The organism is Muricauda sp. MAR_2010_75 (assembly GCF_000745185.1).
Taxonomy (GTDB): Bacteria; Bacteroidota; Bacteroidia; order Flavobacteriales; family Flavobacteriaceae; genus Flagellimonas.
Map to the genome: position 1 here is coordinate 631,161 of NZ_JQNJ01000001.1, position 25,653 is coordinate 656,813.

The 25,653-nt window shown below is 42.4% G+C and carries 21 protein-coding genes; 11 read left to right on the forward strand and 10 right to left on the reverse strand.

Annotation, left to right across the window (positions count from 1 at the left end; all coding sequences use genetic code 11):
• Positions 1–2: 2 nt before the first annotated feature.
• Positions 3–161 carry a hypothetical protein gene (locus FG28_RS20550; RefSeq protein ID WP_156102188.1) on the forward strand — a complete coding sequence of 53 codons (159 nt, stop codon included), beginning with the start codon at positions 3–5 and terminating at the stop codon, positions 159–161.
• On the opposite strand, the gene folD is transcribed toward FG28_RS20550, so the two are convergent.
• The 3 genes from folD to FG28_RS02785 form a co-directional block, all read right to left on the reverse strand.
• The gene (gene folD / locus FG28_RS02775) at positions 158–1,042 is read right to left on the reverse strand and encodes a bifunctional methylenetetrahydrofolate dehydrogenase/methenyltetrahydrofolate cyclohydrolase FolD (RefSeq protein WP_036379755.1); all 885 of its coding nucleotides are present in this window, start codon (positions 1,040–1,042) and stop codon (positions 158–160) included. The two genes, FG28_RS20550 and folD, sit on opposite strands and share 4 nt — an antisense overlap.
• A gap of 117 nt (positions 1,043–1,159) precedes the next feature.
• Positions 1,160–2,488, reverse strand: coding sequence for a signal recognition particle protein (gene ffh / locus FG28_RS02780; protein ID WP_036379756.1), 1,329 nt, complete (start codon positions 2,486–2,488; stop codon positions 1,160–1,162).
• Positions 2,489–2,597: 109 nt separating this feature from the next.
• Complete coding sequence (locus FG28_RS02785) at positions 2,598–4,364, reverse strand: hypothetical protein (RefSeq protein ID WP_036379758.1); 1,767 nt, start codon at positions 4,362–4,364, stop codon at positions 2,598–2,600.
• 113 nt (positions 4,365–4,477) lie between these two features.
• Here FG28_RS02785 and FG28_RS02790 point away from each other — a divergent pair, with 113 nt between their 5' ends.
• The 4 genes from FG28_RS02790 (at position 4,478) to FG28_RS02805 (ending at position 9,071) form a co-directional block, all read left to right on the forward strand.
• A complete protein-coding gene (locus FG28_RS02790; RefSeq protein ID WP_036379760.1) occupies positions 4,478–4,978 on the forward strand; it encodes an RNA polymerase sigma factor in 501 nt (166 codons plus the stop codon).
• A gap of 146 nt (positions 4,979–5,124) precedes the next feature.
• Entirely contained in the window at positions 5,125–6,039 is a 915-nt protein-coding gene (locus FG28_RS02795; protein ID WP_036379762.1) for a FecR family protein, read from the forward strand.
• Positions 6,017–8,581, forward strand: a complete 2,565-nt coding sequence (locus FG28_RS02800; RefSeq protein ID WP_036379765.1) for a carboxypeptidase-like regulatory domain-containing protein — start codon at positions 6,017–6,019, stop codon at positions 8,579–8,581. Before FG28_RS02795 ends, FG28_RS02800 begins: the two co-directional genes overlap by 23 nt.
• An 88-nt stretch (positions 8,582–8,669) precedes the next feature.
• Positions 8,670–9,071 (forward strand): endonuclease domain-containing protein, encoded by a 402-nt coding sequence (locus FG28_RS02805; protein ID WP_051947554.1) that lies wholly within the window; start codon positions 8,670–8,672, stop codon positions 9,069–9,071.
• 30 nt (positions 9,072–9,101) lie between these two features.
• Here the strand turns inward: FG28_RS02805 and argS are convergent, their stop codons facing one another.
• Positions 9,102–11,210, reverse strand: coding sequence for an arginine--tRNA ligase (gene argS / locus FG28_RS02810; protein WP_036379768.1), 2,109 nt, complete (start codon positions 11,208–11,210; stop codon positions 9,102–9,104).
• A 105-nt stretch (positions 11,211–11,315) separates the two neighbouring features.
• Here argS and FG28_RS02815 point away from each other — a divergent pair, with 105 nt between their 5' ends.
• From FG28_RS02815 to FG28_RS02830, 4 genes are all read left to right on the forward strand, one after another.
• On the forward strand, positions 11,316–11,741 hold the full coding sequence (locus tag FG28_RS02815) for a hypothetical protein (protein ID WP_036379770.1): 426 nt from the start codon (positions 11,316–11,318) through the stop codon (positions 11,739–11,741).
• Positions 11,738–12,256, forward strand: a complete 519-nt coding sequence (locus FG28_RS02820) for a DUF1648 domain-containing protein (protein WP_036379773.1) — start codon at positions 11,738–11,740, stop codon at positions 12,254–12,256. Before FG28_RS02815 ends, FG28_RS02820 begins: the two co-directional genes overlap by 4 nt.
• A 343-nt stretch (positions 12,257–12,599) precedes the next feature.
• The gene (locus FG28_RS02825) at positions 12,600–14,105 is read left to right on the forward strand and encodes a hypothetical protein (protein WP_036379775.1); all 1,506 of its coding nucleotides are present in this window, start codon (positions 12,600–12,602) and stop codon (positions 14,103–14,105) included.
• Between the two features lie 136 nt (positions 14,106–14,241).
• On the forward strand, positions 14,242–14,442 hold the full coding sequence (locus tag FG28_RS02830; RefSeq protein WP_081894480.1) for a hypothetical protein: 201 nt from the start codon (positions 14,242–14,244) through the stop codon (positions 14,440–14,442).
• A 37-nt stretch (positions 14,443–14,479) separates the two neighbouring features.
• Here FG28_RS02830 and FG28_RS02835 read toward each other — a convergent pair whose 3' ends face one another.
• The gene (locus FG28_RS02835; protein ID WP_036379780.1) at positions 14,480–16,168 is read right to left on the reverse strand and encodes an ATP-dependent endonuclease; all 1,689 of its coding nucleotides are present in this window, start codon (positions 16,166–16,168) and stop codon (positions 14,480–14,482) included.
• Between the two features lie 662 nt (positions 16,169–16,830).
• Between FG28_RS02835 and FG28_RS02840 the strand changes: the two genes are divergently transcribed.
• Positions 16,831–18,288, forward strand: coding sequence for a BCCT family transporter (locus FG28_RS02840; protein ID WP_051947163.1), 1,458 nt, complete (start codon positions 16,831–16,833; stop codon positions 18,286–18,288).
• 197 nt (positions 18,289–18,485) lie between these two features.
• Here FG28_RS02840 and ctlX read toward each other — a convergent pair whose 3' ends face one another.
• Positions 18,486–19,391 (reverse strand): citrulline utilization hydrolase CtlX, encoded by a 906-nt coding sequence (gene ctlX, locus FG28_RS02845; protein WP_036379783.1) that lies wholly within the window; start codon positions 19,389–19,391, stop codon positions 18,486–18,488.
• 67 nt (positions 19,392–19,458) lie between these two features.
• A complete protein-coding gene (locus FG28_RS02850) occupies positions 19,459–20,373 on the reverse strand; it encodes a dimethylarginine dimethylaminohydrolase family protein (RefSeq protein ID WP_036379785.1) in 915 nt (304 codons plus the stop codon).
• Positions 20,374–20,649: 276 nt separating this feature from the next.
• Here FG28_RS02850 and FG28_RS02855 point away from each other — a divergent pair, with 276 nt between their 5' ends.
• Positions 20,650–21,123: a hypothetical protein gene (locus tag FG28_RS02855; protein ID WP_036379787.1), complete on the forward strand. Its 474-nt coding sequence runs from the start codon at positions 20,650–20,652 to the stop codon at positions 21,121–21,123.
• A gap of 57 nt (positions 21,124–21,180) precedes the next feature.
• Here FG28_RS02855 and FG28_RS02860 read toward each other — a convergent pair whose 3' ends face one another.
• From FG28_RS02860 to eno, 3 genes are all read right to left on the reverse strand, one after another.
• Positions 21,181–22,464, reverse strand: coding sequence for a citrate synthase (locus tag FG28_RS02860; RefSeq protein WP_036379789.1), 1,284 nt, complete (start codon positions 22,462–22,464; stop codon positions 21,181–21,183).
• A gap of 126 nt (positions 22,465–22,590) precedes the next feature.
• The gene (locus FG28_RS02865) at positions 22,591–24,129 is read right to left on the reverse strand and encodes a glycogen synthase (RefSeq protein WP_036379791.1); all 1,539 of its coding nucleotides are present in this window, start codon (positions 24,127–24,129) and stop codon (positions 22,591–22,593) included.
• Between the two features lie 122 nt (positions 24,130–24,251).
• Positions 24,252–25,544 carry a phosphopyruvate hydratase gene (gene eno / locus FG28_RS02870; RefSeq protein ID WP_036379793.1) on the reverse strand — a complete coding sequence of 431 codons (1,293 nt, stop codon included), beginning with the start codon at positions 25,542–25,544 and terminating at the stop codon, positions 24,252–24,254.
• Positions 25,545–25,653: the final 109 nt, after the last annotated feature.

Genomic DNA, 25,653 nt, shown 5'->3' on the forward strand with positions numbered 1-25,653 from the left:
TTATGAAGATTATTCTACTATTGATCACGGTACTGTTTTCATCCATGGCCGTAACCAGCTGCACCAATGATGAAGGTGATAATGACCTTGATTTCATTTCCCCCAACGATGAAGAAGAGGTTCTTTTGATGGAAACCCAAGCTGAGGAAAATAACGACTAGGCATTTGCCTTGTGTCTTTCCCTGGCCAACAAGGTATTTTTAAGTAACATAGCGATGGTCATGGGACCTACTCCTCCAGGGACCGGGGTGATGTAGGATGCTTTTTTGCTTACATTTTCAAAGTCCACATCACCGGTGATGTAATACCCTCTTTCACGGGAATCATCAGGCACTCGGGTAATACCCACATCAATGATGACCACTCCGTCTTTGACCATGTCGGCCTTTAAGAAATTGGGAACCCCCAAAGCAGAGACCACAATATCGGCCTGACGGGTGAGTGAGGCAATATCTTTGGTTCGGCTGTGGGTAAGGGTCACGGTAGAATTGGCCGCTTTGCCCTTTTGGCTCATTAAGATGCTGATGGGTCTTCCCACAATATGACTTCTTCCTATGACAACGGTGTGTTTTCCTTCGGTTTCCACATTGTACCGACGCAATAGCTCCATGATACCAAATGGCGTTGCCGAAATAAAGGATTCCATCTCCAAGGCCATTTTTCCGAAATTGGTAGGGTGAAAACCATCCACATCCTTATCTGGGTCTACGGCCATGAGCACTTTTTCCTCATCAATATGTTTGGGCAACGGTAACTGCACAATATACCCATCAATGTCAGGGTTGGCATTTAAGTCGGCCACATGCTTTAACAGTTCTTCTTCTGTGGTTTCTTCCGGAAGATGGATCAAAGTGGATTCAAAACCTATTTTTTTGCAGGAACGCACCTTGCTTCCCACATAGGTGAGACTGGCACCGTCATTGCCCACCAAAACTGCGGCCAAATGAGGAATTTTTTCACCCTTTTCCTTCATTTGGGCCACCTCAACGGTGATTTCTTCTTTGATTTGGTTCGATATTTTTTTCCCGTCAAGGATTTCCATGGTCTTGTATTTGGTTTTGGTTTTTAGGTTTTGGTCTCTGACTTCTGACTTCTGACTTCTGACTTCTGACTTCTGACTTCTGACTTCTGACTTCTGACTTCTGACTTCTGACTAAAGTTATCTCATATTCTGCATCATCTGCATCATCTTTTTGCCGCCCCCACCTTGCATCATCTTCATCATTTTGCTCATTTGTTCGAACTGCTTCAGCAATTGGTTTACTTCTTGGATGGAAGTACCGCTCCCGGCAGCGATTCGTTTTTTACGGCTCGCATTTAATTTGGATGGTGTAGATCTTTCATCAGGGGTCATGGAATGAATGATGGCTTCAATATGCTTAAAGGCATCGTCATCAATATCCAAGCCTTTCAATGCTTTTCCTGCACCGGGAATCATGCCCATGAGGTCCTTCATGTTCCCCATTTTCTTGATCTGCTGAATCTGGCTCAAGAAATCATCAAACCCGAACTTGTTCTTGGCAATCTTCTTCTGGATTTTTCGGGCCTGTTCTTCATCAAACTGTTCTTGGGCACGTTCCACCAAGGAAACCACATCGCCCATCCCCAAAATACGGTCGGCCATACGTGAAGGGTGAAACACATCTATGGCCTCCATTTTTTCACCGGTACCGATGAACTTGATGGGTTTATCCACCACAGATTTAATGGAAATGGCCGCACCACCACGGGTATCACCGTCCAATTTGGTAAGGATGACCCCATCAAAATTAAGGACATCGTTAAACGCCTTTGCCGTATTCACCGCATCTTGACCTGTCATGGCATCTACCACAAAAAGGGTTTCCTGCGGTTCAACCGCTTTATGGATATTGGCAATTTCGTTCATCATCTGCTCATCCACGGCCAAACGACCTGCGGTATCGATGATTACTACGTTGCACCCCAAACTTTTTGCATGTTTTATCCCGGCCTTGGCTATGGCCACAGGGTCATTGTTCTCTATATCTGAATAAACCTCGACCCCAATTTGTTCACCAACTACGTGTAACTGGTCAATCGCAGCGGGACGATAGACATCACAGGCCACCAAAAGTGGTTTTTTGCTCTTTTTATTTTGAAGGAAATTGGCCAATTTTCCGGAAAAGGTAGTTTTACCAGAACCTTGAAGACCAGACATCAAAATCACTGAGGGATTCCCAGAAAGGTCAATGCCTTCCGTTTCACCGCCCATGAGTTCAGTCAACTCATCCTTTACAATTTTGACCATAAGCTGGCCCGGCTGCAAGGTGGTCAACACGTTCTGACCAAGTGCTTTTTCCTTTACTTTATTGGTAAATTCCTTGGCTATCTTAAAATTGACATCGGCATCCAGTAACGCTCTCCGAACTTCCTTGAGGGTTTCCGCAACATTGATCTCGGTTATCTGTCCATGTCCCTTGAGGGAATGGAGTGCCTTATCCAGTTTTTCGCTTAAATTATCGAACATAGGTGCTCTTCATTTTAAAAAGGAGGACAAAGTTAAGAATAATAACAAAGAAAAGGACGGCTTTGGGGAGAGCCGTCCTTCTCAAATCAAAAAGATTGGGGAAAATTTATTATGGTTTTTCGAATACCAAGGTTTCTATGGTTCCATCACCACTCTCGTCCTTCAATTCAATTCTAGTGGATGTAACTGAAATTATTTTCCAATCCTCAGTTAATTCACCTAAACTGCCTGCGGTATCAAAGTTGAGGTAGAACTTCAATCCTTCTTCTGAATCCCGAAGTATTCTCCACAAACCTTCAGCGGTTACATTACCCAATTCGGATACTTCAACTTGATGCATGGTAGTGAAATTGAAATCCATATCGTTGAATTCTGTGGTCAAATTAACTTCACCTTCTGAGTAGAGGGCCACATTCCAGGGTCCACCCATCATTATATTTCTAATTTCGGTGATGTCGCCATCATTGGCACTATCATCACAAACTCGGAGCAAAATCAATTCATAACCGATTTCATCAATATCGAACTTTAATCGAGTATCTGTAAGTTCACGAACTGGCCACTCAAAACTTACACCAGGTTCATCGCCAATATTAATCATTAGTGACAACACCAATTCACTGTTAAGCCCGATTTCCCAAGTGCCTTCGGAAGTATTGATACCATTGCTCAAGGTTACCACCCCTTCAGCCATGAACTTGAACTCATAGCCCAAGAGTCTATCGATTTCCTCACCTTGATTCTTGACTTTTTTGATGATCCACTCACACTCACCAAGAATATCCCGCAAAATATTAGGGTTGGGTTCTTCTCCCGGAGTAATATCGCAACGTTGTTTTAGGATAATCTTGTTGCCATTGTCATTATAGAATTTGATGGTATGCTCGTCCAACTCATAGACCAACCATTCAATATTAAAATCAACCAACACATCAAAATCCAAAGCTACAAGAACGCCAGCGTCTGTGGCAGTTGTACTCCATGTACCGTGCAATGTGTTGCCTATACGGTCATTTACGGTTACGCTTCCATCTTCTTTAAAGGCCATAAGGTACTCCAAGTACTGCTGGGTCTGATCTACATTTTCGCGATACATCTCACGAACTTCCCATGGGCATTCCACCAAATAGGCATCCAAGCGTTCTTTGGTGAAGTCGTCATCGTTGTAATCGTTGTCGTCATCCTCATCACATTCATTTTTCGCATAGCCAAGTGCCATATCCAATGAGGCATTGTTCTCAACTACGATTTCTGTTCCATCGTATTTTTTAAGCGTTATTGGAAATTCAATGCTAACGATGGCATTATCTTCCAGTTCGGCAAAGAACCTCCTCATTTGTTCGTCACTCTCGATTTTTACTTGACCCGATTGTTGAAAATCGACATCAAAAGTGAAAAGGGTAATTGGGTAAACAAAATCAATACATTCAATATCATCGTCATCACCACCTTCAAAACACTCCTCGGCCTTGGCCAGCAATTGTTCCTTGTTTTCAATTACGATTTCTGAAAAATCAGCCAATGTAATGGTAATGGGAAAGAAAATTTCCAAAATATCATCATCACCATCAACTTCATCAAAAATTTCTTCGATGGCGTGCAAATCTTCTTTGGAGTCCAATGTGATCTCAATACCATTGACTTCCACCGTGTAGGGAAATTGCAAGGCAAAACAGCTGGCACCATCCACAATGTTGTCATAAGAACCATCATGGGAAGAGGTTTCCTTAATTAGTTTAGCTACTGAAGAATTCGCTTGGATAGTCTCTTGTTCATCGGTACCTCCTACTTGTTCGAACTCATCTTGGCAAGAGGTAAAATTAAGGGCCATAAGAATTAGCCCTGCATACATTAAGTTGTTGATCAACTTTTTCATAACAATTTGAATTTTGGGGTTACAATTCAATTCTAAAACAACTCCGTTAAAAAAAACCCTACCTAATCTTAATTTTTTTCAAATATCTTTGGTGAGGAAACAAATTCTTTCCCATGAGCAACGTATGTGAAGATCAGGTCTTCAGTTCCATATTCAAGGCCCATTCCAAAACGGTTTTTAACTACATTTATTACAAGTTTGGTAATGAGGAAAAGGCCAATGACGCTGTACAGGAAGCCTTTGTAAAGCTTTGGGAAAACTGCGCCAAGGTAAGTCCTGAAAAGGCCAAATCATTTGTATACACCGTGGCAAATAATTTATACTTAAATGTAATAAAGGCCGAAAAGGTCAGATTAAAATACGCCAATAGTGTTGATGACCAATCTTCCAATCTGTCCCCAGAGTTTTTGATGGAGGAGCAAGAATACAAGGAAAAACTGGACAATGCCCTGAATGCATTACCGGAGAACCAAAGGACCACCTTTTTGCTCAATAGAATTGATGGGAAGAAATATGCGGAAATTGCTGAAATGGAAGGCGTAAGTGTAAAAGCCATTGAAAAAAGGATGCACCTGGCCCTAAAAAGTTTGCGGGAGCAGATTGATGGAATATGAAGACAATGGACAGTTAGCAATAAACAATTTACAATGACCGATTATCAAAACCACAGTCCATTAATTACTGTGAATTGAAAATTGTAAATTGAAAAAGTAGGGTATTTTATAATAGAGTTGTTATAAGGTAGTAAAGCATAGAAACCATGCAAGAAAATTACTTGGCAAAATGGCTTAGCGGAGAGCTTTCCGAAGCAGAACTCACGGAATTTAAAAAGTCCGAGGAGTATGCTTCCTATAAAAAGCTCAAGGAGGTTTCCAGCACTTTGGAAGCCCCCGAGTTTAATGTGGACCAAAGTTTGGAGCGCCTAAAAGAAGGACGCATGGGCCAAGTCCCAAAGGTCATTACATTGAACCCTTTCAAAAAATTCCTTCGGGTTGCCGCTGTTATTGCCGTATTGCTTGCCGGTTCCTACTTTTACCTCAACACCTTGAACGAATCCATTACCACCGAATTTGCCGAACGTTCCGAGGTTACCCTTCCCGATGATTCCGAAATTTTCCTCAATGCAGATTCTGAGGTATCCTTCAGCAAAAAGAACTGGGACAAAAAAAGAAACGTGACCCTTAAAGGTGAAGCGTTCTTTAAGGTGGCCAAAGGAAAAAAATTCACGGTGGAGACTGAACACGGTACGGTAGCCGTTTTAGGAACCCAGTTTAATGTAGAAAATAGAAAAGGGTTCTTCGAGGTCACCTGCTATGAAGGATTGGTAAGCGTTGCCTACAATAACACTGAGACCAAATTGCCCGCGGGCACTTCCTTTATGGTTATTAATGGAAAAGTCATGGATACCTCCAAGCCCGATGGTCATCAACCCACTTGGATGAACAATGAAAGTAGTTTTGCAAGTATTCCCCTTCAATATGTCTTTAATGAGTTGGAAAGACAGTACAACATCAAAGTAAAGACCGAAAATGTAAACACTGATTTACTTTTTACAGGTACCTTTAGCAACACAGACCTCAATATGGCGTTAAAAAGTATAAGTACCCCGTCTCGCACAAACTATAAAGTTGAGGGTGATAACGTACTTTTCTATGCTGGGAATACACCGCAATAGCCAAATTGGCCTCTTTTTGGTTTTTTTGCTGTTCTTCTTCTGTTCAAATTATGCCCAAGAAAAACAGCAAGAACACATGGGTCTTATTCCATATATAAAAACCTTGGAAGAGCGCTTTGATGTCAAATTTTCATATCTCAATGAAGATTTGGAAGATATTTCCATTGCCGTTCCTGAAAATTTGGTGACGCTGGATGATATTCTCGGTTATGTGGAATCCCAATTTCAAATAGAAAGCAAAAAACTTAGTGATCGTTACTTTACATTGACAAAACTCCGCTCGGTAACACTCTGTGGACGTGTGCTCGACAATTTTGCGGAAAATACCATTCCGGGTGCAACTATAGAAATCTTGGGAGCCAACATTGCCCAAACCACAGATATAAATGGCTCTTTTGTTCTTAATGATGTTCCTCGCAATGCGTCCCTCAAAATTCGGTATTTGGGTTACCTTACCAAGTATGTCAATGTTGAAAGTTTATTGCAACAAGGCGGATGCCCAAAAATATTGATGGCCCAGCATTACGAGCAATTGGACGAAGTCATCGTATACAAATTCCTGACCACGGGACTCATTAAGGAAACCGATGCCAGCATTACCATGAACACAGCCGAGTTTGGTATTCTTCCCGGACTCATTGAGCCCGATATCCTACAAACCGTTCAAGCACTTCCAGGCATTAAAAGTATAGATGAGACAGTCTCCGACATTAACGTAAGAGGAGGCACAAACGACCAGAACCTCATCCTTTGGAACGGCATTAAAATGTATCAATCCGGACATTTCTTTGGGCTGATTTCTGCCTTCAACCCCTATTTAACGGATAAAATTTCGGTAATTAAAAATGGTACACCCGCCAATTTTGGCGATGGGGTGAGCAGCGTCATCCAAATGGAAACCAGCAATCATATCGCTGATGGTTTTGAAGGTGGTGCAGGATTCAATTTTATCAGTGGGGATGTTTTTGGCCAGTTTCGCTTAAATGACAAATTGGGTTTCCAATTCTCCGCTCGTAGATCCACAACGGATTTTTTGAACACCCCTACCTATAATAAGTTTTTTGACCGCGCCTTTCAGGACAGCGAGGTAACCGATGAAGACAATGTGGCCGTAGATGATGAGATTACCCGGGATGAAGACTTCTATTTCTACGACTTTTCCGGAAAACTGTTTTATGATATCAATGACGCCCATAAATTTAGGTTGAGTGCCATCAGCCTGAACAACAATCTACGATATGTGGAAAATAACATGACCGACAACGAAACCACTATCAGTTTGCTGAAACAAACCAATCTTTCCGTTGGAGGGCAGCTTCAGAGCCAATGGACCGATCAATTCTCTTCCCGCCTAAATGTGTATTATTCCAAATACAATTTGGATGGTCAAAGCGTGTTCAACCAAATACGGCAGTTGGATCAGAAAAATAGTGTGGATGAAAGGGCGGTAAAGCTCAATACAGAATATGAGGTTTCAGACCAATTGCAATGGACCAACGGGTTTCAATATATCGAAACGGGCATCATCAACCGAGCGTTTGTTAATCAACCTAATTTTGACATCAACACTAAAGGAGTTATCCGAATCCATGCCCCATATTCCGAAATTGAGTATACCTCCTTTGAAAATAAGTTTATCGGCAAGTTTGGGGCACGGTTCAACTTCATTGAAAACCTAGACACCTTCAATACATTTTTGGTGGAACCCCGTCTCAACCTTAATTTTCGACTGGCCAATTATCTACGTGCAGAGGTTTTGGGAGAATTCAAGAGCCAGACCACCAATCAGGTCATAGATTTGGAACAGAATTTTCTGGGCATTGAAAAACGCAGATGGATTCTATCTGATGATGACACCCTACCCGTAACCCAAAGTAAACAAGGCTCTGTGGGCATCAACTTTGAACGAAACAATTTTTATGTGGGTCTTGAAGGTTTCTATAAAAATGTGGACGGTATCAGCACAAGTACCCAAGGATTCCAGAACCAAGATCAGTTTAGTGGGGAAATTGGCAGTTATGATGTAAAAGGAATTGAATTTCTCATCAACAAAAGAGGTGACCGGTATAGCACTTGGTTGAGCTATGCGTACAACAAGAATGACTATACCTTTGATTCCATAGTACCCCATAGCTTCCCTAACAATCTGGATATTAGACATACCATTACCTTTGCGGGAACCTATACCTATAAAAACCTAAAATTGAGTGTTGGGGTCAACTACCGAACAGGAAAACCCTATACAGAACCTGTGGAAGGTGATGAGGCGCTGGACACTTCCTTTTTCCCTGCACAAATCAACTATGAAGCGCCTAACAGCAGTCGACTTCCCGAATACTTTAGGGCAGATGCCTCGGCCATTTATAGTTTTGCCTTAACGCGAGGCATCAAAGCAAATGCAGGGATCTCCCTACTCAATATGACCAATCGAAAAAACAGTCTCAACCGCTACTATCGGGTAAATGATGAAAACCAGATTGAAACGGTGGAAAGCGTTTCGCTGGGCATTACCCCCAATGTAAGTTTTAGGGTGCGTTTTTAAATGCATATATTGTAATTCTCAATCTCCCCGATTCGGTCAGCCCGAATCACCCCTCTTGGGCAAAGAGGGGAGCTTTAAAATGGGATTGATGAAAAAAAGAATTCACAGCCGAAAGGAACTACAGGCCTACCGCAAAAAACTCAGGGAAAATTTAACACCAGCTGAAGCATTTTTATGGCGACACTTAAAAGCCAAAAAATTATGCGGAAGACGTTTCAACAGACAGCATAGCATAAAAAATTACATTGTTGATTTCTATTGTGCCGCTGAAAAATTGGTGATAGAATTGGATGGAGCCGTACATTTTACCCCACAAGCACAAGAATATGACCGTAAAAGAACGGAAGTATTGAATGAACTTGGCTTTACCGTTATCCGGTTTGAAAATAAAATGGTATTTGAAAATCTGGAATCTGTGCTTCTAGAAATCTCTGAACATTTTCAACAAAACCCTCAAGGCTCCTCCCTCAATAAGGGAGGTGAGCTTTGACAAGTGTCAAAACTCGGAGGGTTAGAAGAGTTACATCCGTTCCGGAACATCAATGCCCAATAGTCTAAATGCAGACTGAATCACCTCGCCCACTTTTTGGGACAACTGCACCCGAAATTGCTTTTTCTGCTCGTCCGGTTCCCCTAAAATGGATACCTGTTGGTAGAATGAATTGAACTCCTTCACCAAATCGTAGGTGTAATTGGCTAGTAAAGCCGGACTAAAGTTCTCCGCCGCCAATTGCACGGTTTCGGGGAATAATTGGATTCCCTTCAATAATTCCTTCTCTTTCTCATGCAGTTCAAATGTCATGTCGAGCGCAGTCGAGACATCAAAGTCCGCTTTGCGGAGAATGGACTGAATCCGCGCATACGTATATTGGATAAACGGCCCGGTGTTCCCTTGAAAATCCACAGACTCCTCCGGGTTGAACAAAATCCGTTTCTTGGGATCCACTTTTAGGATGTAGTATTTTAAAGCACCCAAACCAATGGTTCGGTACAAGCCTTTCTTTTCTTCTTCGGAATAGCCTTCCAATTTGCCCAATTCGGCTGAAATGAATTCTGCGGTCTCTTCCATATTTTGGATAAGGTCATCGGCATCCACCACGGTACCTTCCCTACTCTTCATCTTCCCACTGGGCAAGTCCACCATACCATAACTCAAATGGTACAATTGTTCCGCCCACGAATAGCCCAATTTGTTCAGGATGAGAAAAAGCACCTTAAAATGATAATCCTGCTCATTCCCCACAGTGTATACCATCCCGTTGATATCCGGAAAATCCGTTACCCGTTGGATGGCCGTACCAATATCTTGGGTCATATAGACCGCCGTACCATCGGAACGAAGGACGATTTTTTCATCCAAGCCCTCATCCGTAAGGTCTATCCAAACACTACCATCCTCCTTTTTGAAAAAGACCCCTTTTTCAAGGCCATCTTTCACCACATCCCGACCCAACAGATAGGTATCGCTTTCGTAATAGAGTTTGTCAAAATCAACTCCCAGATTTTTATAGGTGGTATCAAAACCGGCATAGACCCAGCTGTTCATTTTTTTCCAAAGAGCTACGACCTCAGCATCACCAGCTTCCCATTTACGGAGCATTTCTTGAGCTTCTTTCAGAATTTCAACTAGTGGTGTTAACTTGTCATCTAATATATTTCTTACTATCCTAATATCCTTGTCCGTAAATTCCTCATCAATCCTAGTAACCCCATAAATTTTCGAATAAATGCTTAAAAACTTATTTCTAGATTTAATCAAATCCTTTAAAGGAACATCTTCTGTCATAAAATCAATATCCCTGAACTGAGATAAAACTTTATCTTTCCTAAATTCCTCTTCTCCTATGTTATTGTCAAACTTGTAAAAATCTTTAATCGCCGCACCTAAAATTGAGTAATAATTAGATCCTTCATCAATATTATGTATGGCTGTTTTTAAGTTAAATGGTTCTTGCTTATCAAGTTCATTTTTTAGTAACTCTGATAATTCTTGAAATTTTTCTTGTAACTGTTTCTTAAATGCTTTATCAAAAGCCACATAGTATTTCCCCACCAAATGGTCACCTTTCAAGCCGGAGGATTCTGGGGTTTCCCCATCGCCAAATTTCTGCCAGGCCAACATACTTTTACAAATATGGATGCCCCGGTCGTTGATGATTTGGGTTTTGTACACTTTCTTTCCAGAAGCCTTTAAGATTTCTGCCACGGAATAGCCCAAAAGATTGTTTCGGATATGCCCTAAATGCAAGGGTTTGTTGGTATTGGGGGACGAATACTCCACCATAATAGCATCTTTTGAGGTGGACTTCACATAACCATAGTCCACTTCATCTTTGATGCTATTGAAAAAGTTGAGATAGTAGCTGTCCTCGATCACAATGTTCAAAAAGCCCTGCACCACATTGCACTTGGCGACCTCGGCCACCTGTTCCTGCAAATAGTCCCCGATTTGGGTCCCAATCTGCAACGGATTGCCCTTTACAAAACGAAGCATGGGAAAAACCACCACCGTGACATCCCCCTCAAAATCCTTGCGGGTAGGTTGAAATTCAACCGTGGGAAGTTCAACTTGGTACAGTTCCTTTACAGCATCCTTGACCTTTTGGCCCAAATCGTTTTGCAAACTCATCTAAAAAGCGTTTCAGCCCGCAAAACTACATATTTTTTGCCCTTTTGTAACATATTTCCCGAAGCATTGACCTATAGATAGTTAGTATTTTGAGTATTTTTAGGCATGCTTCTAAACGTTTCTTATTCTGACAAGGACATCACCCGAAAAATCGATGAGTCGGTGGGCAAGCCCTTTTCCTTGAAAGAACGTTTTGCCATGGGTGGAATTGGTTCGCCAAAATTGCATATCACTGAAACCAGTATGCAGATCCAAAACCTGCTCATTTTGGACAATAACCTGAATTCCTGTAATATTGAAATCCGCCCCAAGGGCATTATTGTACGGTTTCGGTCCTTATTGGAAACATATGGGCTCATCATCCCCTATTACAAATTAAAACTGTACAAGGGCGATAGTGCTATACATTCCGTTTATATGGACCATTATTTCATTAAGGTGAAATCAGATACCAAGGCCATACAACGGTTCTTTAAAAAATTGTTGGACCACAAGGCGGATAATACGCCAACATCCATTGAAGATCTATGAACTGGTTCAAGAAACATCCACGAGTCGAAGTAAAACCTTCCCAAGCAGATGTACTGCTCTACCGGGCTGGTTGGATGGTGGTGGCCTTCAATGTTTTTCTGGTTCTTGGGGTCTATGCTGACCTCCCCGAAACCATTCCCACCCATTTCAACTTTCTAGGCAGGGTGGATGGCTACGGACATAAATCCGCCCTTTGGGCCATTCCCATGCTCAGTGCCGGACTCTATCTGGCTCTGGGACTCGTTGCCACCAAACTAAAACCGTGGCTAATGAACTATCCGGTAAAAGTGACCGAAGAAAATGCCCCTAAACTCTATTCGCTGGCCCTGCGCATGTTGGCGGTCATGAATTTCTGTTTTGTAATGGCCTTTTTGATGACCACAGGTATCATCCTTCTTAGAATAAAAGGATGGATAGATGCAGGGGATGTCCAGCTCCTCATTGGGTTGTGGGTCCTCAATGGTATGGTTCCGCTTTATTACGTGTACAAGATGGTTGTGGTTGTGCGGGAGTAATTCGTCATTTCAAAATGACAAAAGAACATTCGTGAGAATTCGTGTCATTAGTGTCAGACTAACAACACCCCTATAATCCCCTCAAGGGGATAGCACAATACCGAACGTCATGCCGAACTCGTTTCGGCATCCCACCCCAAAGCATAAGACCCTGAAATAAATTCAGGGTGACATACATTTGCCACATCGAGCGCAGTCGAGATGTCTTGTCTACCTTTCGACTCCGCTCAAGATGACAAGACTAAAGCACGTCTGTTACAAAATCCTCCCCAGCTCGTCTAACCCATGTGCAACCTTTTTAAGTTTGCAGTGTCTATTTAGTAATTACATCAAAAACGAACAGATGACCTTGACCAACACCAAGATCTTCCCCGTGTTACTTTTCCTCATGGCGCTGCCCATGACCGCCCAGACCATCAGCTCCAAATTGGTGGATGCCAAGACCCAAAAAGGCATTCCCTATGCCACCATCCAATATGGCGAGCACAAGGGCGTGATCACCAACGATGAAGGCCGTTTCAGTTTTTCGTTGGACGAAACCGCTGCCCCCGACTCCATCTACATTTCTTCCATGGGATACTCCAAAAAGGGGTTCACCCTGGCACAATTGCAGGACAGTTTGGTATTCCTTCAACCCAAGGCCATTGAACTCAGTGGCGTGTATGTCTTCGATAAGGAACTGGACGTGGACGAGATCATCGAGAAAATGGTGGAACGCGTTCCGCAGAACATCAACAAAGCACCCGTAAAGCAACGCTTCTTTTTGCGGCAGTCCGAGTTTGCCACCATCAACAAGGTGGACTTTGGTTTTAAAAAATCCAGTATTGCGGAGCTTAATAAGGAACTCATGGACAGCATTGCCCAATCCATCCCTAGAAATGGCCACCACTACACCGAAAGTCTGGGCGACCTCTACAAAAACAACGGCAAGTACAAACTGGACATCATTAAGGCCGCCGATCTGTACGACAAGAACCAAGTGGGCTCTTTTGAGGAACTGGGCGAGCGCATGCAGACGATTTTTACGCAGAACATTAAACCAGATTCCTACCTAAAAATCAAATCGGGTATCTTTAGCCAAAAGGTGCAGGTAGATTCCATCCTTAGCGACATGGAAAAAGAGCAGGCCAAAGAGGCCGAGGAGCTAGCGCAAAATCTTGAAAAAAAGAAAAACTCCGGACTGGTGGACAGCCAACGTAGTGCTTTCAAGGAACTGCTCAACGAACTGTATTACAACGAGGACAGCAAACTGGACCTCATCTCAAAAACCCGGAAATACGAGTTTACCCTCGCCGGCTATACCGAAATAGAAGATGCCGGGGTGTATGTCATCGACTTTGAGCCCAAGCGTAGCAGTGCCGAGTTCAAGGGCCGCCTCTATATCAATATTGAGGACTTTGCCATTATGCGGCTGGATGTGCAGAACACGGAGCGCCTGCGCAATTTTAGGCTGCTGGGCATTACCTACCGCGAAGTGCTCTACAAGGGCACCATGCGCTTTGCCCAACTGCCCAATGGCAAGTACGACCTCCGCTTTATGGACTTTACCTTTGGCCGCTACTTTGCCGTGGACCGCCCCCTAAAAGTAATTGAAAAGAACAAGCATGTAAAGGGTCGCCGTAAGCAGAACGAACTCTCACTGAACATAGATTTTCGGATGAGCCCTACCCAAAAATGGGAACTGGTGGTGTTTGACCAAGCCGTGGTGCCCGAAGACCAGTTTAGTGAGTTTAAAGAGGACAAGACCGCCCGCGCCACCTATATGCCCACCTATGACCCCGAGTTTTGGCAAGGCCATACCATTATGGAGCCCAACCAAGCGATACGGGAATTCACTGTGGAAGAGTAATTTTAAGGGTTGAGTTTTTAGTTTCCCCACTTTAACCTTTAACCCTTTTCCCGAAACCCGCAACTCGTAACTATTTACCCCTCTTGCCATATATGACATGCACCCGTTGCCGAAAAACGGTTTTCTTGCTCCTATTATGGAAAAAGACGAGACTTTTAAGGAATGGGTTGAAGATACCTACGGTTCTCCCGAAGAACTGGCTAAAATTCTGGATTATGGGATTGAAATGCTATTTTATTTGGAAGAAGGTTCTTTTGAGCAAAAGGAAGTGCAAAATGTGGTGGCTGCACTGAGGGGGATTGTTGTGGGGTTGAGATATAAAAACAAGCCTTTATAGTATTCTAAAATTTGACCAACAGAGTAACTAAAGAATTCTATTGTTCTGATATCTCTTCAATAAACTTTCGAGCTGTTTCTAGTTCTGAATCATTTTTTAAATCTTTAATAAGAACATCATTAACCCATTTTGGCCCATGATTTGCAACTGATTTAACAAAGCTCTCTAACTCTCCAACTTCTACAACAAATATATTATTAGATTTTAAACCCTTTATCAGTTTTTTATATGCTTGAGTTGGTTGTCCATTGGGAACAAATGATTCTCCAACTTGCTTAGCATGAGCCCAAGCTGAAGCCTTTTTTAATGATTTAGTAATTGCGGAAATTTTTTCCTTAGGCATATTTTTTTCAGAAACTGAATCAAATATGCTATCAATTTCATCTTTTAACTCTTTTGTTTCTAACTCTGGTCTTTTAGCTTCAATTGCAGCTTTAACAATTTTCCACTCCTTCTCAATATCTTTCCAATTTCCACCAGATTCTTCAATTATACTTTTCAATGGATTCACATCATTTAAAACATCAAAATCACATATCGTACATACTGGAACATTTAGTTTTTTTAACGCTTTTATGACAACAGGAATTCTGTGCTTACCTCCACATTGAATGAACAATGTATCGGAATATGGTTTTGCTTTTTTTTCATTTACAGTAGACAGAATAGCGGAGTAAAATCTTGAATCAGAATCACTTTCACAAATTATTACTTTGCTATGAAACAATCCATCTAAAACATTGGTGTGCCGCAATAATGAATCTCCCCAAATGGAATTTATTTCTGCACTATTTAGCGTATTAACATTGTTAATACTCCCATTTCGCTGAATCCTAATAACTTTTAGGTTGTTTGAATTCCCTTCCAATAAACCTTTTAGAAAGTCCGTACTGTGACTTGCAAGCAATAACTGTCTATCGGCCGGTAAATCTTTAGCTAGCATCTTTCCTAATAGTCTTGCTTGTGGTGGATGTAAAAAAGCCTCTGGTTCATCAATAAAAAGCAAACTCTGATTGCCTATAAAGGCATTTAAAAGGACGCCTACAAAACTTCTCATTCCATCACCCTGTTCATGTAATAAATCTAATTCTTCTAATTTGGTTTGATAGGATTCTGAAAGTCTATCTTCCCCCTTTTTAATTACAGGGGCAATTCCAACATAGAGTGGAACTTCACTACCAGCATTCCTATGTACTATTAAGTCAAGCTCAAAGGCTTGCCTGAAGTATCCATTAAACTTTTTCTCCAAGGTATCGGACTTTTGGATGATGTTAATTGGATGTCTTGGCGCCTCGGAAGTTAATTTAATATTTGGAGCAGGATTTGCAGCTTGCAATCTCGCTTCCGTTGTCAGGTTTTTAGAAAAAATCAATGATAAATCTCCAAACTCATTTCCTGATTTTTCCCAAATTCTTTTGACATTACCTCCATAAATTCTATATCCTATTCCATTATACCAAGGTCTGTCCATATCAGTATGTTCAACCATTGAATTATCCTCCATCATTTTCAATACCTCATCGGATGAACCATATTTATCAAATTCAATAGATTTAATAACTTTAGTGTTAGTATTTTTAGTTCTTAACAAACTTGAAGATTCTTTCAGTAAAGCGCTCTTTCCAGAATTGTTCGGACCAACAACTACAATGATATCATTCTTGTCAAACTCTATCACAGTATTATCGCTAAATTCAATTTTTTTAATCCAAACTTTTGGGTTCATATGGGTTTGTTTACATTTTGGTCTCTACAATGAGCTAAACAGTATATAAGTATTTAAAACATTAAAAATCAACCCAATATAAACTTTTTTACCAAATTATCTTACACGCTTGCGCGATAATGCTTATTGCAATACACAATGTACAATTAGCAATAACACCCCTATGGTCCCCTCAAGGGGACAGTGCAATGCCCATCCTGTCACATCGAGCGCAGTCGAGATGCCTTGTCTACCTTTCGACTCCGCTCAAGATGACAAGGCCGGCATGTAGTCATTTCGATATGAGATGCAACGCATCGATTGAGAAATCTCATCCAATTCACAGATTTCTCACATTCGTTCGAAATGACAAGTAGAGATCCTGCGTCATGCCGAACTCGTTTCGGCATCCCATCCCAAAACAAAAGACCCTGAAACAAGTTCAGGGTGACGGTGACATTCGAGTAATTCGTTCCATTCTTGTCAAACCATAAACACCCCTAAAGTCCCCTGCCTGCGGCAGGCAGGCATGTCAAACCAAAAACACCCCTAAAGTCCCCTCAAGGGGACAGCCTTAATTGCGGATTTCCTGTTATCTTCGGGAAGATAAAATGGATTCCGCATCAAGTGCGGAATGACAAAATAAGGACGGCATTTACAACTTCCTAAAACATAACCCACTCTTGGCGGTCTCCACAGGGCTGCTGTTGCTGTTTTCGGCAGTGGTGTTCCTGTTTACGGAGTGGAGCTACCAATCCATTGAGGTACTCTCGCTCTGGGTGCGGAGCCGCTTTGGGTATTTTTACCTGTATCTGGGTCTCGGTTGTGTGCTGCTGCTCTTGGGCATTGCCGTATCGCCCTGGGGCAGGCTCAAATTGGGTCAACCCACCGAAAAACCGGAGCATTCCACCTGGGCGTGGGCCAGTATGCTCTACAGCACGGGCATGGGGGCCGGTATTTTGCTCAGGGCCGTTCAGGAACCTGTTTTTATGCAGCAAAACCCACCCATTGCCACCAACACCACTCCAGAAATCTTGGCACTGGAGTTCACCTTTTACCAATGGGGCTTTACCGCTTGGGCCTTTTACGGATTGTTTGCTCTGATCATTGGCCATGCGCTCTTTGCCAAAAACCAAAAAGTACTGGTGAGCAGTTCCATTCCGAAAAAATTCAAGGGCATCAAACGGGCCAACGCAGTGGATATTCTGGCCATCATCACCACCGTTTTCGGGTTGATTGCCGCCATAGGGTTGGGTACCGCCCAGATTACCGGAGGGCTTAACCATGTGTTTCAGTCCGAGTTTGGGGTAATGGTTACCCTACTGCTGGCTATCCTGATTTCCGCCATTGCGTTTGTCTCCGTGTGGTTGGGGGTGGACAAGGGCATCAAAAGGATTTCCAAGTTCAATATTTTGGTGACGCTGCTGCTATTGGCCTTTGTGTTTGTCAATAGCAATATGGGGGATATTCTACTTTCCTTCGGAAGGGCCTCGTTCCACTACCTCATAGATTTTGTTCCGATGAGCATTGCCGTGGGGCGCTACAACCCTGGCATCGAATTCCTCACCGATTGGACATTTTATTATTGGGCTTTCTGGTTGGCCTGGGCTCCGTTTACCGGTATTTTTATCGCCCGAATTTCTCGAGGTCGCACCTTGCGGCAAATGTTGTTGGGGGTTTTGATCTTACCATCGTTGGGGACGTTCTTTTGGTTTTCGGTTTTTGGCACTTCAGCCTTTGAAATCATTGAAAGCTGGGGTAGCTACAACAATGAATTTGCTAGCGTGTTTTCCTCCATTTTTCTCTTTTTTGGGGAATATCCGCTTTCGGGACTGCTCAATGGCATCACTATTTTATTGTTGGTGAGTTTTTTGGTCACTTCGGTGGACTCCGCCGTATTTGTGTTGAGCATGTTCACGGACAAAGGCAATCCCAATCCGCAACGGAAACACCGACTTATCTGGTCCATCTTTATTTTGTTGGCCACCTTGGCGCTTATTCTTCTCGGCAATGCCAAACCGGATATTGATGTGCTTACCGCCGTTCAGAAATTGCTCATCATCACCTCCCTGCCCTTTGCCTTTTTTATGGTGTTTATGGCTGCGGTATTTTTGAGTGGATTCAAAGCCAGTGAACAATAAACAATTGACAATGACCAATGGTCGTTCGGGTAAATTGGTGTAATTCGTGTCAAAACCTCAGAAGAGATTTCTCACTTTGATTTCGACTACGCTCAATCTGACAGTTCGAAATGACATAAGGCGTTCGAGATAATTCGTGGCATAGGTGTTAAGCCAAAAACAGATTCTTCACTGCGTTCAGAATGACAAGGGGGACATTACTTTTTCGGCAAAAAGACCTCGGCCATCATACAACGCGCGCTGCCACCCCCAGAAGATTCAATGGTATCCAATGGGCTGTGGATGATGGCACAATGCTTTTCAATGGCCTTGATTTGATCTTCCCGAAGACTGTTGTAGGCTTGGGTGCTCATCACCATAAAACGCTGGCCATTAGTCCCTATCACTTGGAGCATGTTTCCTGCAAAGTGATACAATTGCTCCTCAGTGATATCAATGATCTCCCTACCATCCATCTTAATTTGTTCCACCACATTTTTGCGCTCTTTTTTATCATCGATGGACTTTAAACAGATGACCACAAAAGTCTCCGCCATCGCCATCATTACATTGGTATGGTAAATGGGCAAACGTTCCCCGTCCACGGTTTGGTTGGCATGGAAAATAACTGGAAAGCAATCAAAATCCTCGCAGAATTCAATAAAAAGTTCTTCATGGGCCCGTTCCGAGAGCGCACAATACGCTTTTTGGTTGGCACGATCTTTTAGGATGCTGCCCGTACCTTCCAAAAAGACGCCCTCATCTTCGGCTGAGGTGTAATCCATGATATTGTTAATCACAAAACCTTCTTTTTCCAAGACCTCAAAAATATCCTCTCGGCGTTCTTTCCTTCGGTTTTCAGCAAACATGGGATAGACGCAAATGGTGCCACTTTCATGGAAAGAGACCCAGTTGTTCGGAAAAATGGAATCCGGGGTGTCACGCTCCTTGGTGTCATCCACTACCATCACATGGACTCCGTGTTCGCGAAGTACTTTCACAAAGGCATCGAACTCCTCTTGGGCCTTTCGGTTGATCTCCGCATTTTTAAGGTGCAGGTCTTCCTGAAAGTAATTGTTGACCGCAGTCTGCTCATTCATCCGGAAATTCACTGGACGAATCATTAGAATGGTGTTTGTAATCTGTGCTCTCAATTCGTTTGTGTGTTTAGTTGTTGTAAGTGCGTAATCTTTATGCTCTAATGAGAGGCATGGTACTGCACCGAAGCAGCCCCTCTTGTTTGGCAATTTCGGCATAGGGAATCTCTTCTACTGTAAACCCTTGCTCGCGAAGCCAGTTGTTCAGTCGGGTGAAGCTCTTTTCCGAAACGACCACTTCGGGTGAAATGGAAAATACGTTGCTGAACATTTGGTACATTTCATCCTTGTTGATCTCAAAAACATTGTCCTTTCCGAAGTAATCCACCAACCACTGGTATTCTTCCTCAATTAAAAATCCATTTTTGTGCAAAATGGCCTTGTCTTTTCCCACCGGTTGAAAACAGCAATCTAAATGCAAGGCATTCTCCTTGGGGTCGGTGTTGGATTTTCTTAACTCAAAGGATTTTACTTTTTTATGGGGGAACATCTCTTGAATGTACTCCACCGCTTCTTTATTGGTACGTGCTGTGATAAAATCAGGATAATCTCGTCCCGTATAGGTGCCTATAAAAATATAATCGTGCCAGGGCATTACGTCGCCACCTTCAATATGCACCTCTTCGGGCGGCCGAATGATTTTATTGGGGTCGATTTCATCCAATACTTCGTGAATAGCAACAAATTCACGCTCACGATCAGGCAAAATGTTGGCATGGAACAATTTATCCTCAATCACAAAGGCAATGTCCCTCGAAAAGATTTGGTTGCAATTTTCCAGGACTTCTGGGCGATACACCTTAACCCCATATTTATGAAAGACTTGTGCAAAAGCTTCCATTTCCTTCACCATATCAGTTTCTTTGGGATAGGTACCCGCCAAAATATGCTCCAAAGACTTTGGGTCATAGGCTTCCTCAGGGCCGGGAGTTGGGCCACAGCTTTGCGCTGTCCCTAAAATCACTGCCTTTAAAGGGCTTGTTTCGTCTACAATGTTTAACTGCATCATACCGTAATCATTGAAGTGGGTGTGAATTGAAAATAGGGATTTCCCCTAAAAATTTTAAGGCAAATCTAGTGTTTTGACTCCTATTTTCCTCCTACAAAACAGGAAAAAAGTCATTTTTAGATATGGGATTTAATCCGCTAAAAAATGGGAAATCCATAAATCTTAACTACCTGTATATTAATACGTTAAAAAACACTATCTGATGTAAATTTTTATACCACAAATGTTGCTTATACATTTTTAATTACTACATTTGCATTAAGATTTTTCCTACACATGAAAAAACTATTGATTTCATCCTTATTGGCCTTGGCAGTATTAGCGCTGTGGGGGCCTATCAATGCATTTCAAAAGAGCAAGAGTTCCACAACCACAACATATTCCACTTTGGATCAAAATGTTGATTCTTTGTATTCCGCAAAGTATCAAGATTGTATTATGTTGAGTGACTTTCCTGATGATACCATTTCACGTGACCATCTTACTATTGAGAGTGACTGGGACTTGATGAAGGTAAATGCTTTTATCAATAGATATGGACAAACTTTGGATTCTACCATTAAAAACTTGAATGCCATAGATGCCCATAACTTTCTCCATAAAGAATTTGAACGATCAAAAAACACTATAACAAATACCAAGGATCTTTCATGGGTACGTGTTCACTACCTCCAAGAGATCATGCGTATATGCTATGACAATGATAAGTCGCTGAACCTTGGCTCCAGTAACAATCCCCACAGCCTATAAACAAAAAAAGGGCGATTTTTCAATCGCCCCTTAGTTTTTTTGACTGTCCCCCAAGTCTTATCTTTTTTCCAATGGAACAAAAGACCTTAGGTTTTCCCCGATATACACTTGTCGGGGTCTTCCTATGGGTTCCTTTCGCAATCGCATCTCCCTCCATTGGGCAATCCATCCGGGCAGTCTTCCCAGGGCAAACATTACGGTGAACATTTCTGTTGGGATTCCCAACGCCCTGTAGATAATTCCAGAGTAGAAGTCCACATTGGGATATAATTTTCTGTCCACAAAGTATTTGTCCTCCAATGCCTCTTTTTCCAAACCTTTGGCAATGTCCAAAATGGGGTCCTCAATGCCAAGGTTGCCCAGCACATCATCCGCAGATTTCTTGATGATTTTAGCCCTGGGGTCAAAATTTTTATAGACACGGTGTCCAAAGCCCATCAACCGAAATGGGTCATTCTTATCCTTGGCCTTAGCCATGTATTTTTTGGTATCTCCCCCATCGGCCTCAATGGCTTCCAACATTTCCAAAACGGCCTGATTGGCGCCTCCGTGCAAGGGTCCCCAAAGTGCTGAGATACCCGCTGACAAAGAAGCAAATAGACCTGCATGGGAAGAACCTACAATACGAACCGTTGATGTGGAGCAGTTTTGTTCGTGATCCGCATGCAGAATCAATAATTTATCCAAGGCCTCAATGGCAATGGGATCTTTTTTGTACTCTTGGTTGGGTTTTTTGAACATCATCTTGTGAATGTTCTCCACATAGCCCAAGCTATCATCCCCGTAATCCAAGGGAAGTCCTTTTTTCTTTCTTTGGGTCCAAGCCACCAATACCGGGAATTTGGCCAAAATACGAACGATGGATGCATACATCGCTTTCTCAGAGGAAACATCAACGGAAATAGGGTTGAAAGCTACCAACGCACTTGTTAATGACGAAAGTACCCCCATTGGATGCGCCGCCTTGGGAAAGGCATCCAAAATCTTCTTCATTTCCTCGTCTACATGGGATTCCTCTTTTATATCATTATGGAACTTTTCCAATTGTTCCTTATTGGGCAACTCACCAAAAATCAGGAGATATGCTACTTCCAAAAAATCTGCCTTTTCCGCTAAATCCTCAATGGAGTATCCTCTATACCTAAGAATTCCCTTTTCCCCATCAAGAAAGGTAATTGCACTTTCACAAGAACCCGTGTTTTTGTAACCGGGATCTATCGTCACCATTCCAGTTGAGGCCCTTAACGTTTTTATATCAATGGCCAATTCATCTTCAGTACCTTTGATTACGGGGAACTCATACTGTTTTCCTCCATATTCGAGTATAGCTTTATCCGACATTTTATGTTTTAATAGATTAGTAAAAATAGAATGCGAAAATTACGAAAAAGCACAGCCATTAACAATTTCCAACTCTTATTTGTGCCGTTATTAACAATAAAATATCAATGGTCACAAAAAAAGCGATCAGGCAATATTGTAGAGCAACTTGTAATAATCATCAACCGACTTTTTCCAAGTAAAGCGCATTCTTTTGGCTGCTGCTTGTATTTTCTTCCACGTGGGTTTGTCATTCTCATAAACATCCAAGGCCTCGTCCAACACTTCCAGCATGTTCTTGATCTTTTCATCGTAACTGTCGCCATCAAAACTGAAACCGGTCTTCATATGTTTTACGGTATCCTTTAACCCACCTGTATGGTGCACCAAACAAGGATTACCGTTCCTCATGGCCAACATTTGGCTTATGCCACAGGGTTCAAAAAGACTCGGCATGAAGTACAGGTCAGATTCCAGATAAATGGAGTCGATGAGTTTTTCCGACTGCCCGTTGGTAAAAATAAAATTCTTGTGCTCATAGCTCAATTTTCTGAAGAGTTCCTCATACTCTGGCGCACCGGTACCCAACAACATAAAAATACCGTCCACCTTTTCCAATCGTTTCAGGATCTCTACAAACGCTTCGGGAGAACGCATGAAGAAGTAGAATTTTTGTTCGGTCAATCGCGCTACGCTGGATGCAATGAACTTGGGTCGGTTACCCACATAGTCCATGATTTTTTCGCCGGTATGGGCCAAAAAATCGGCTTTATATTTCTTATCCTCTTGCTGCAGCCAACCAAAGAGTGCCTTTACCGTATTGCGATAGATCTGGCCTTTTGCTTCGGAATTGATGTTCTTGTAATTGCATCCGTTCAAAATACCGAACAATCTCCCTTCATCATCGGCTTTTTGAAGGTCCTTTTCCAAACCTTCACCCCCAATGAACTCGGGTGGAGAACTCGGCAACAACACATCTTCTTTATAGGACGGCGAAACCGTGTGCACCGCATCGGCAAAACGAATTCCCACAGCCATCAGGTTAATGCAATCCTGATACCGATAATCCATTAATTTTTGATAATCCAACGGCACCTCGGGGAACCAGTTTTTCACGGAAGAATAGTTGCCATCAAAAGGTCGTATTCCCTGAATGGCCAAATTATGAATACTGTATACAAACCGAATGTCCTTCAAGTTGCTATAATCTGGGTGATATTCCCTTAAAAACAACAAAAGACTGGAATGCCAATCGTGCAGATGCACCACATCCAAATCTCCAAATGCACCTTGCTTAATGGCCTCCGAAACAGCAGTACAAAAGATAAAATACTTGATGGCATCCGTATAAAAAGGCTCTTCTGGGTCATTGTGATAGATATGGGCAATATCGCCTGCCTCTATCTCGGGATGATGGAGCACATAATGCACAATGTTGGGAAATTCCTTTTTGGGTTTTACCTCATACAACTCCGCTGTGTACCGCAATCCCCTCAAATAAAAATTCAGGTTGGTTTTGAACAATCCATCTTTGTGCAGTCGGGAATAGGACGGTACAATGACATGCACTTTGTCTCCATGTTCAGAAATTTGCCGTGGTACATCCCGTACTACATCCCCCATTCCACCTGCTTTACAGTTGGCGAGGGCGTCGTTTTCCGCTGCAACAAAAAGAAAATTATTCATATTAGGTACGTAAGTTAGTTCTGTTGGTTCGATGCTATAATTTAGCTAAAGTTTAGTATTGAAACAAAAAAAAGCCTTTCACAATTGAGAAAGGCTTTTATTATGCTAAATAATCTTTATGCTTATTTTACCTTAAAGGCTTTTTCCTGAGGATAATAGGCAACACTTCCCAACTCTTCCTCGATGCGCAATAATTGATTGTATTTTGCCATACGGTCACTTCGTGAAGCAGAACCGGTCTTAATTTGACCTGTATTCAACGCCACAGCCAAATCGGCGATAGTGTTGTCTTCGGTTTCTCCTGAACGGTGTGACATTACGGAAGTGTATCCTGCATTTTTGGCCATATTCACCGCAGCGATGGTCTCACTTAAGGTTCCAATTTGGTTTACCTTGATCAAAATGGAGTTGGCAATTCCGTTTTCAATACCTCTGGACAAGCGCTCTACGTTTGTAACGAACAAATCGTCACCTACCAACTGAACTTTGTCTCCGATTTTATCCGTAAGGAGTTTCCAACCTTCCCAATCGTTCTCATCCATTCCATCTTCAATGGAGATGATTGGGTATTTTTCACAAAGGTCAGCCAAATATTGGGCTTGCTCTTCAGAAGTTCGAACCATTCCTTTATCGCCTTCAAACTTGGTGTAGTCGTATTTGCCATCAACATAGAATTCTGCAGATGCGCAGTCCAAAGCGATCATTACATCGTCACCCAATTTGTACCCTGCTTTTTCAACCGCTTTACCGATGGTATCCAAAGCGTCCTCGGTTCCACCTTCCAATGTTGGGGCAAAACCACCTTCATCACCTACAGCTGTACTCAAACCACGGTCGTGCAATACTTTTTTAAGGTTATGGAAGATTTCAGTACCCATTTGCATGGAGTGGCTAAAATCTTTCGCCTTTACAGGCATGATCATAAACTCTTGGAACGCAATGGGCGCATCGGAGTGAGAACCCCCATTGATGATGTTCATCATGGGTACAGGAAGTGTATTGGCGCTAACACCACCTACATAACGGTACAAAGGCATTCCCAATTCATTGGCAGCGGCTTTGGCCACCGCCAAAGAAACCCCCAAAATTGCATTGGCACCCAATTTGGATTTGTTGGGCGTACCATCAAGCTCAATCATGGTTTGATCGATAGCATTTTGATCAAAAACCGAAGTGCCTACCAACTCTTCAGCAATAACAGTGTTGACATTGTTTACGGCTTTTCCAACACCTTTTCCCATAAAGGAATCTCCTCCATCCCGTAATTCAACAGCCTCGTGTTCTCCTGTTGAGGCTCCGGAAGGTACAGCTGCCCTTCCCAAAATTCCATTTTCGGTAACCACATCCACCTCCACGGTAGGATTACCTCTTGAATCTAATATCTGTCTTGCATGAATATTGATAATAATGCTCATTGTATTCAAAGTTTATGATTGTAATTTAATTCGGCAAAGATACGAAAAGGTGACCCTTTTAACAGTATGAAACAGCCCATATTATGGGCTTGGTAACCTAAAAATAAAA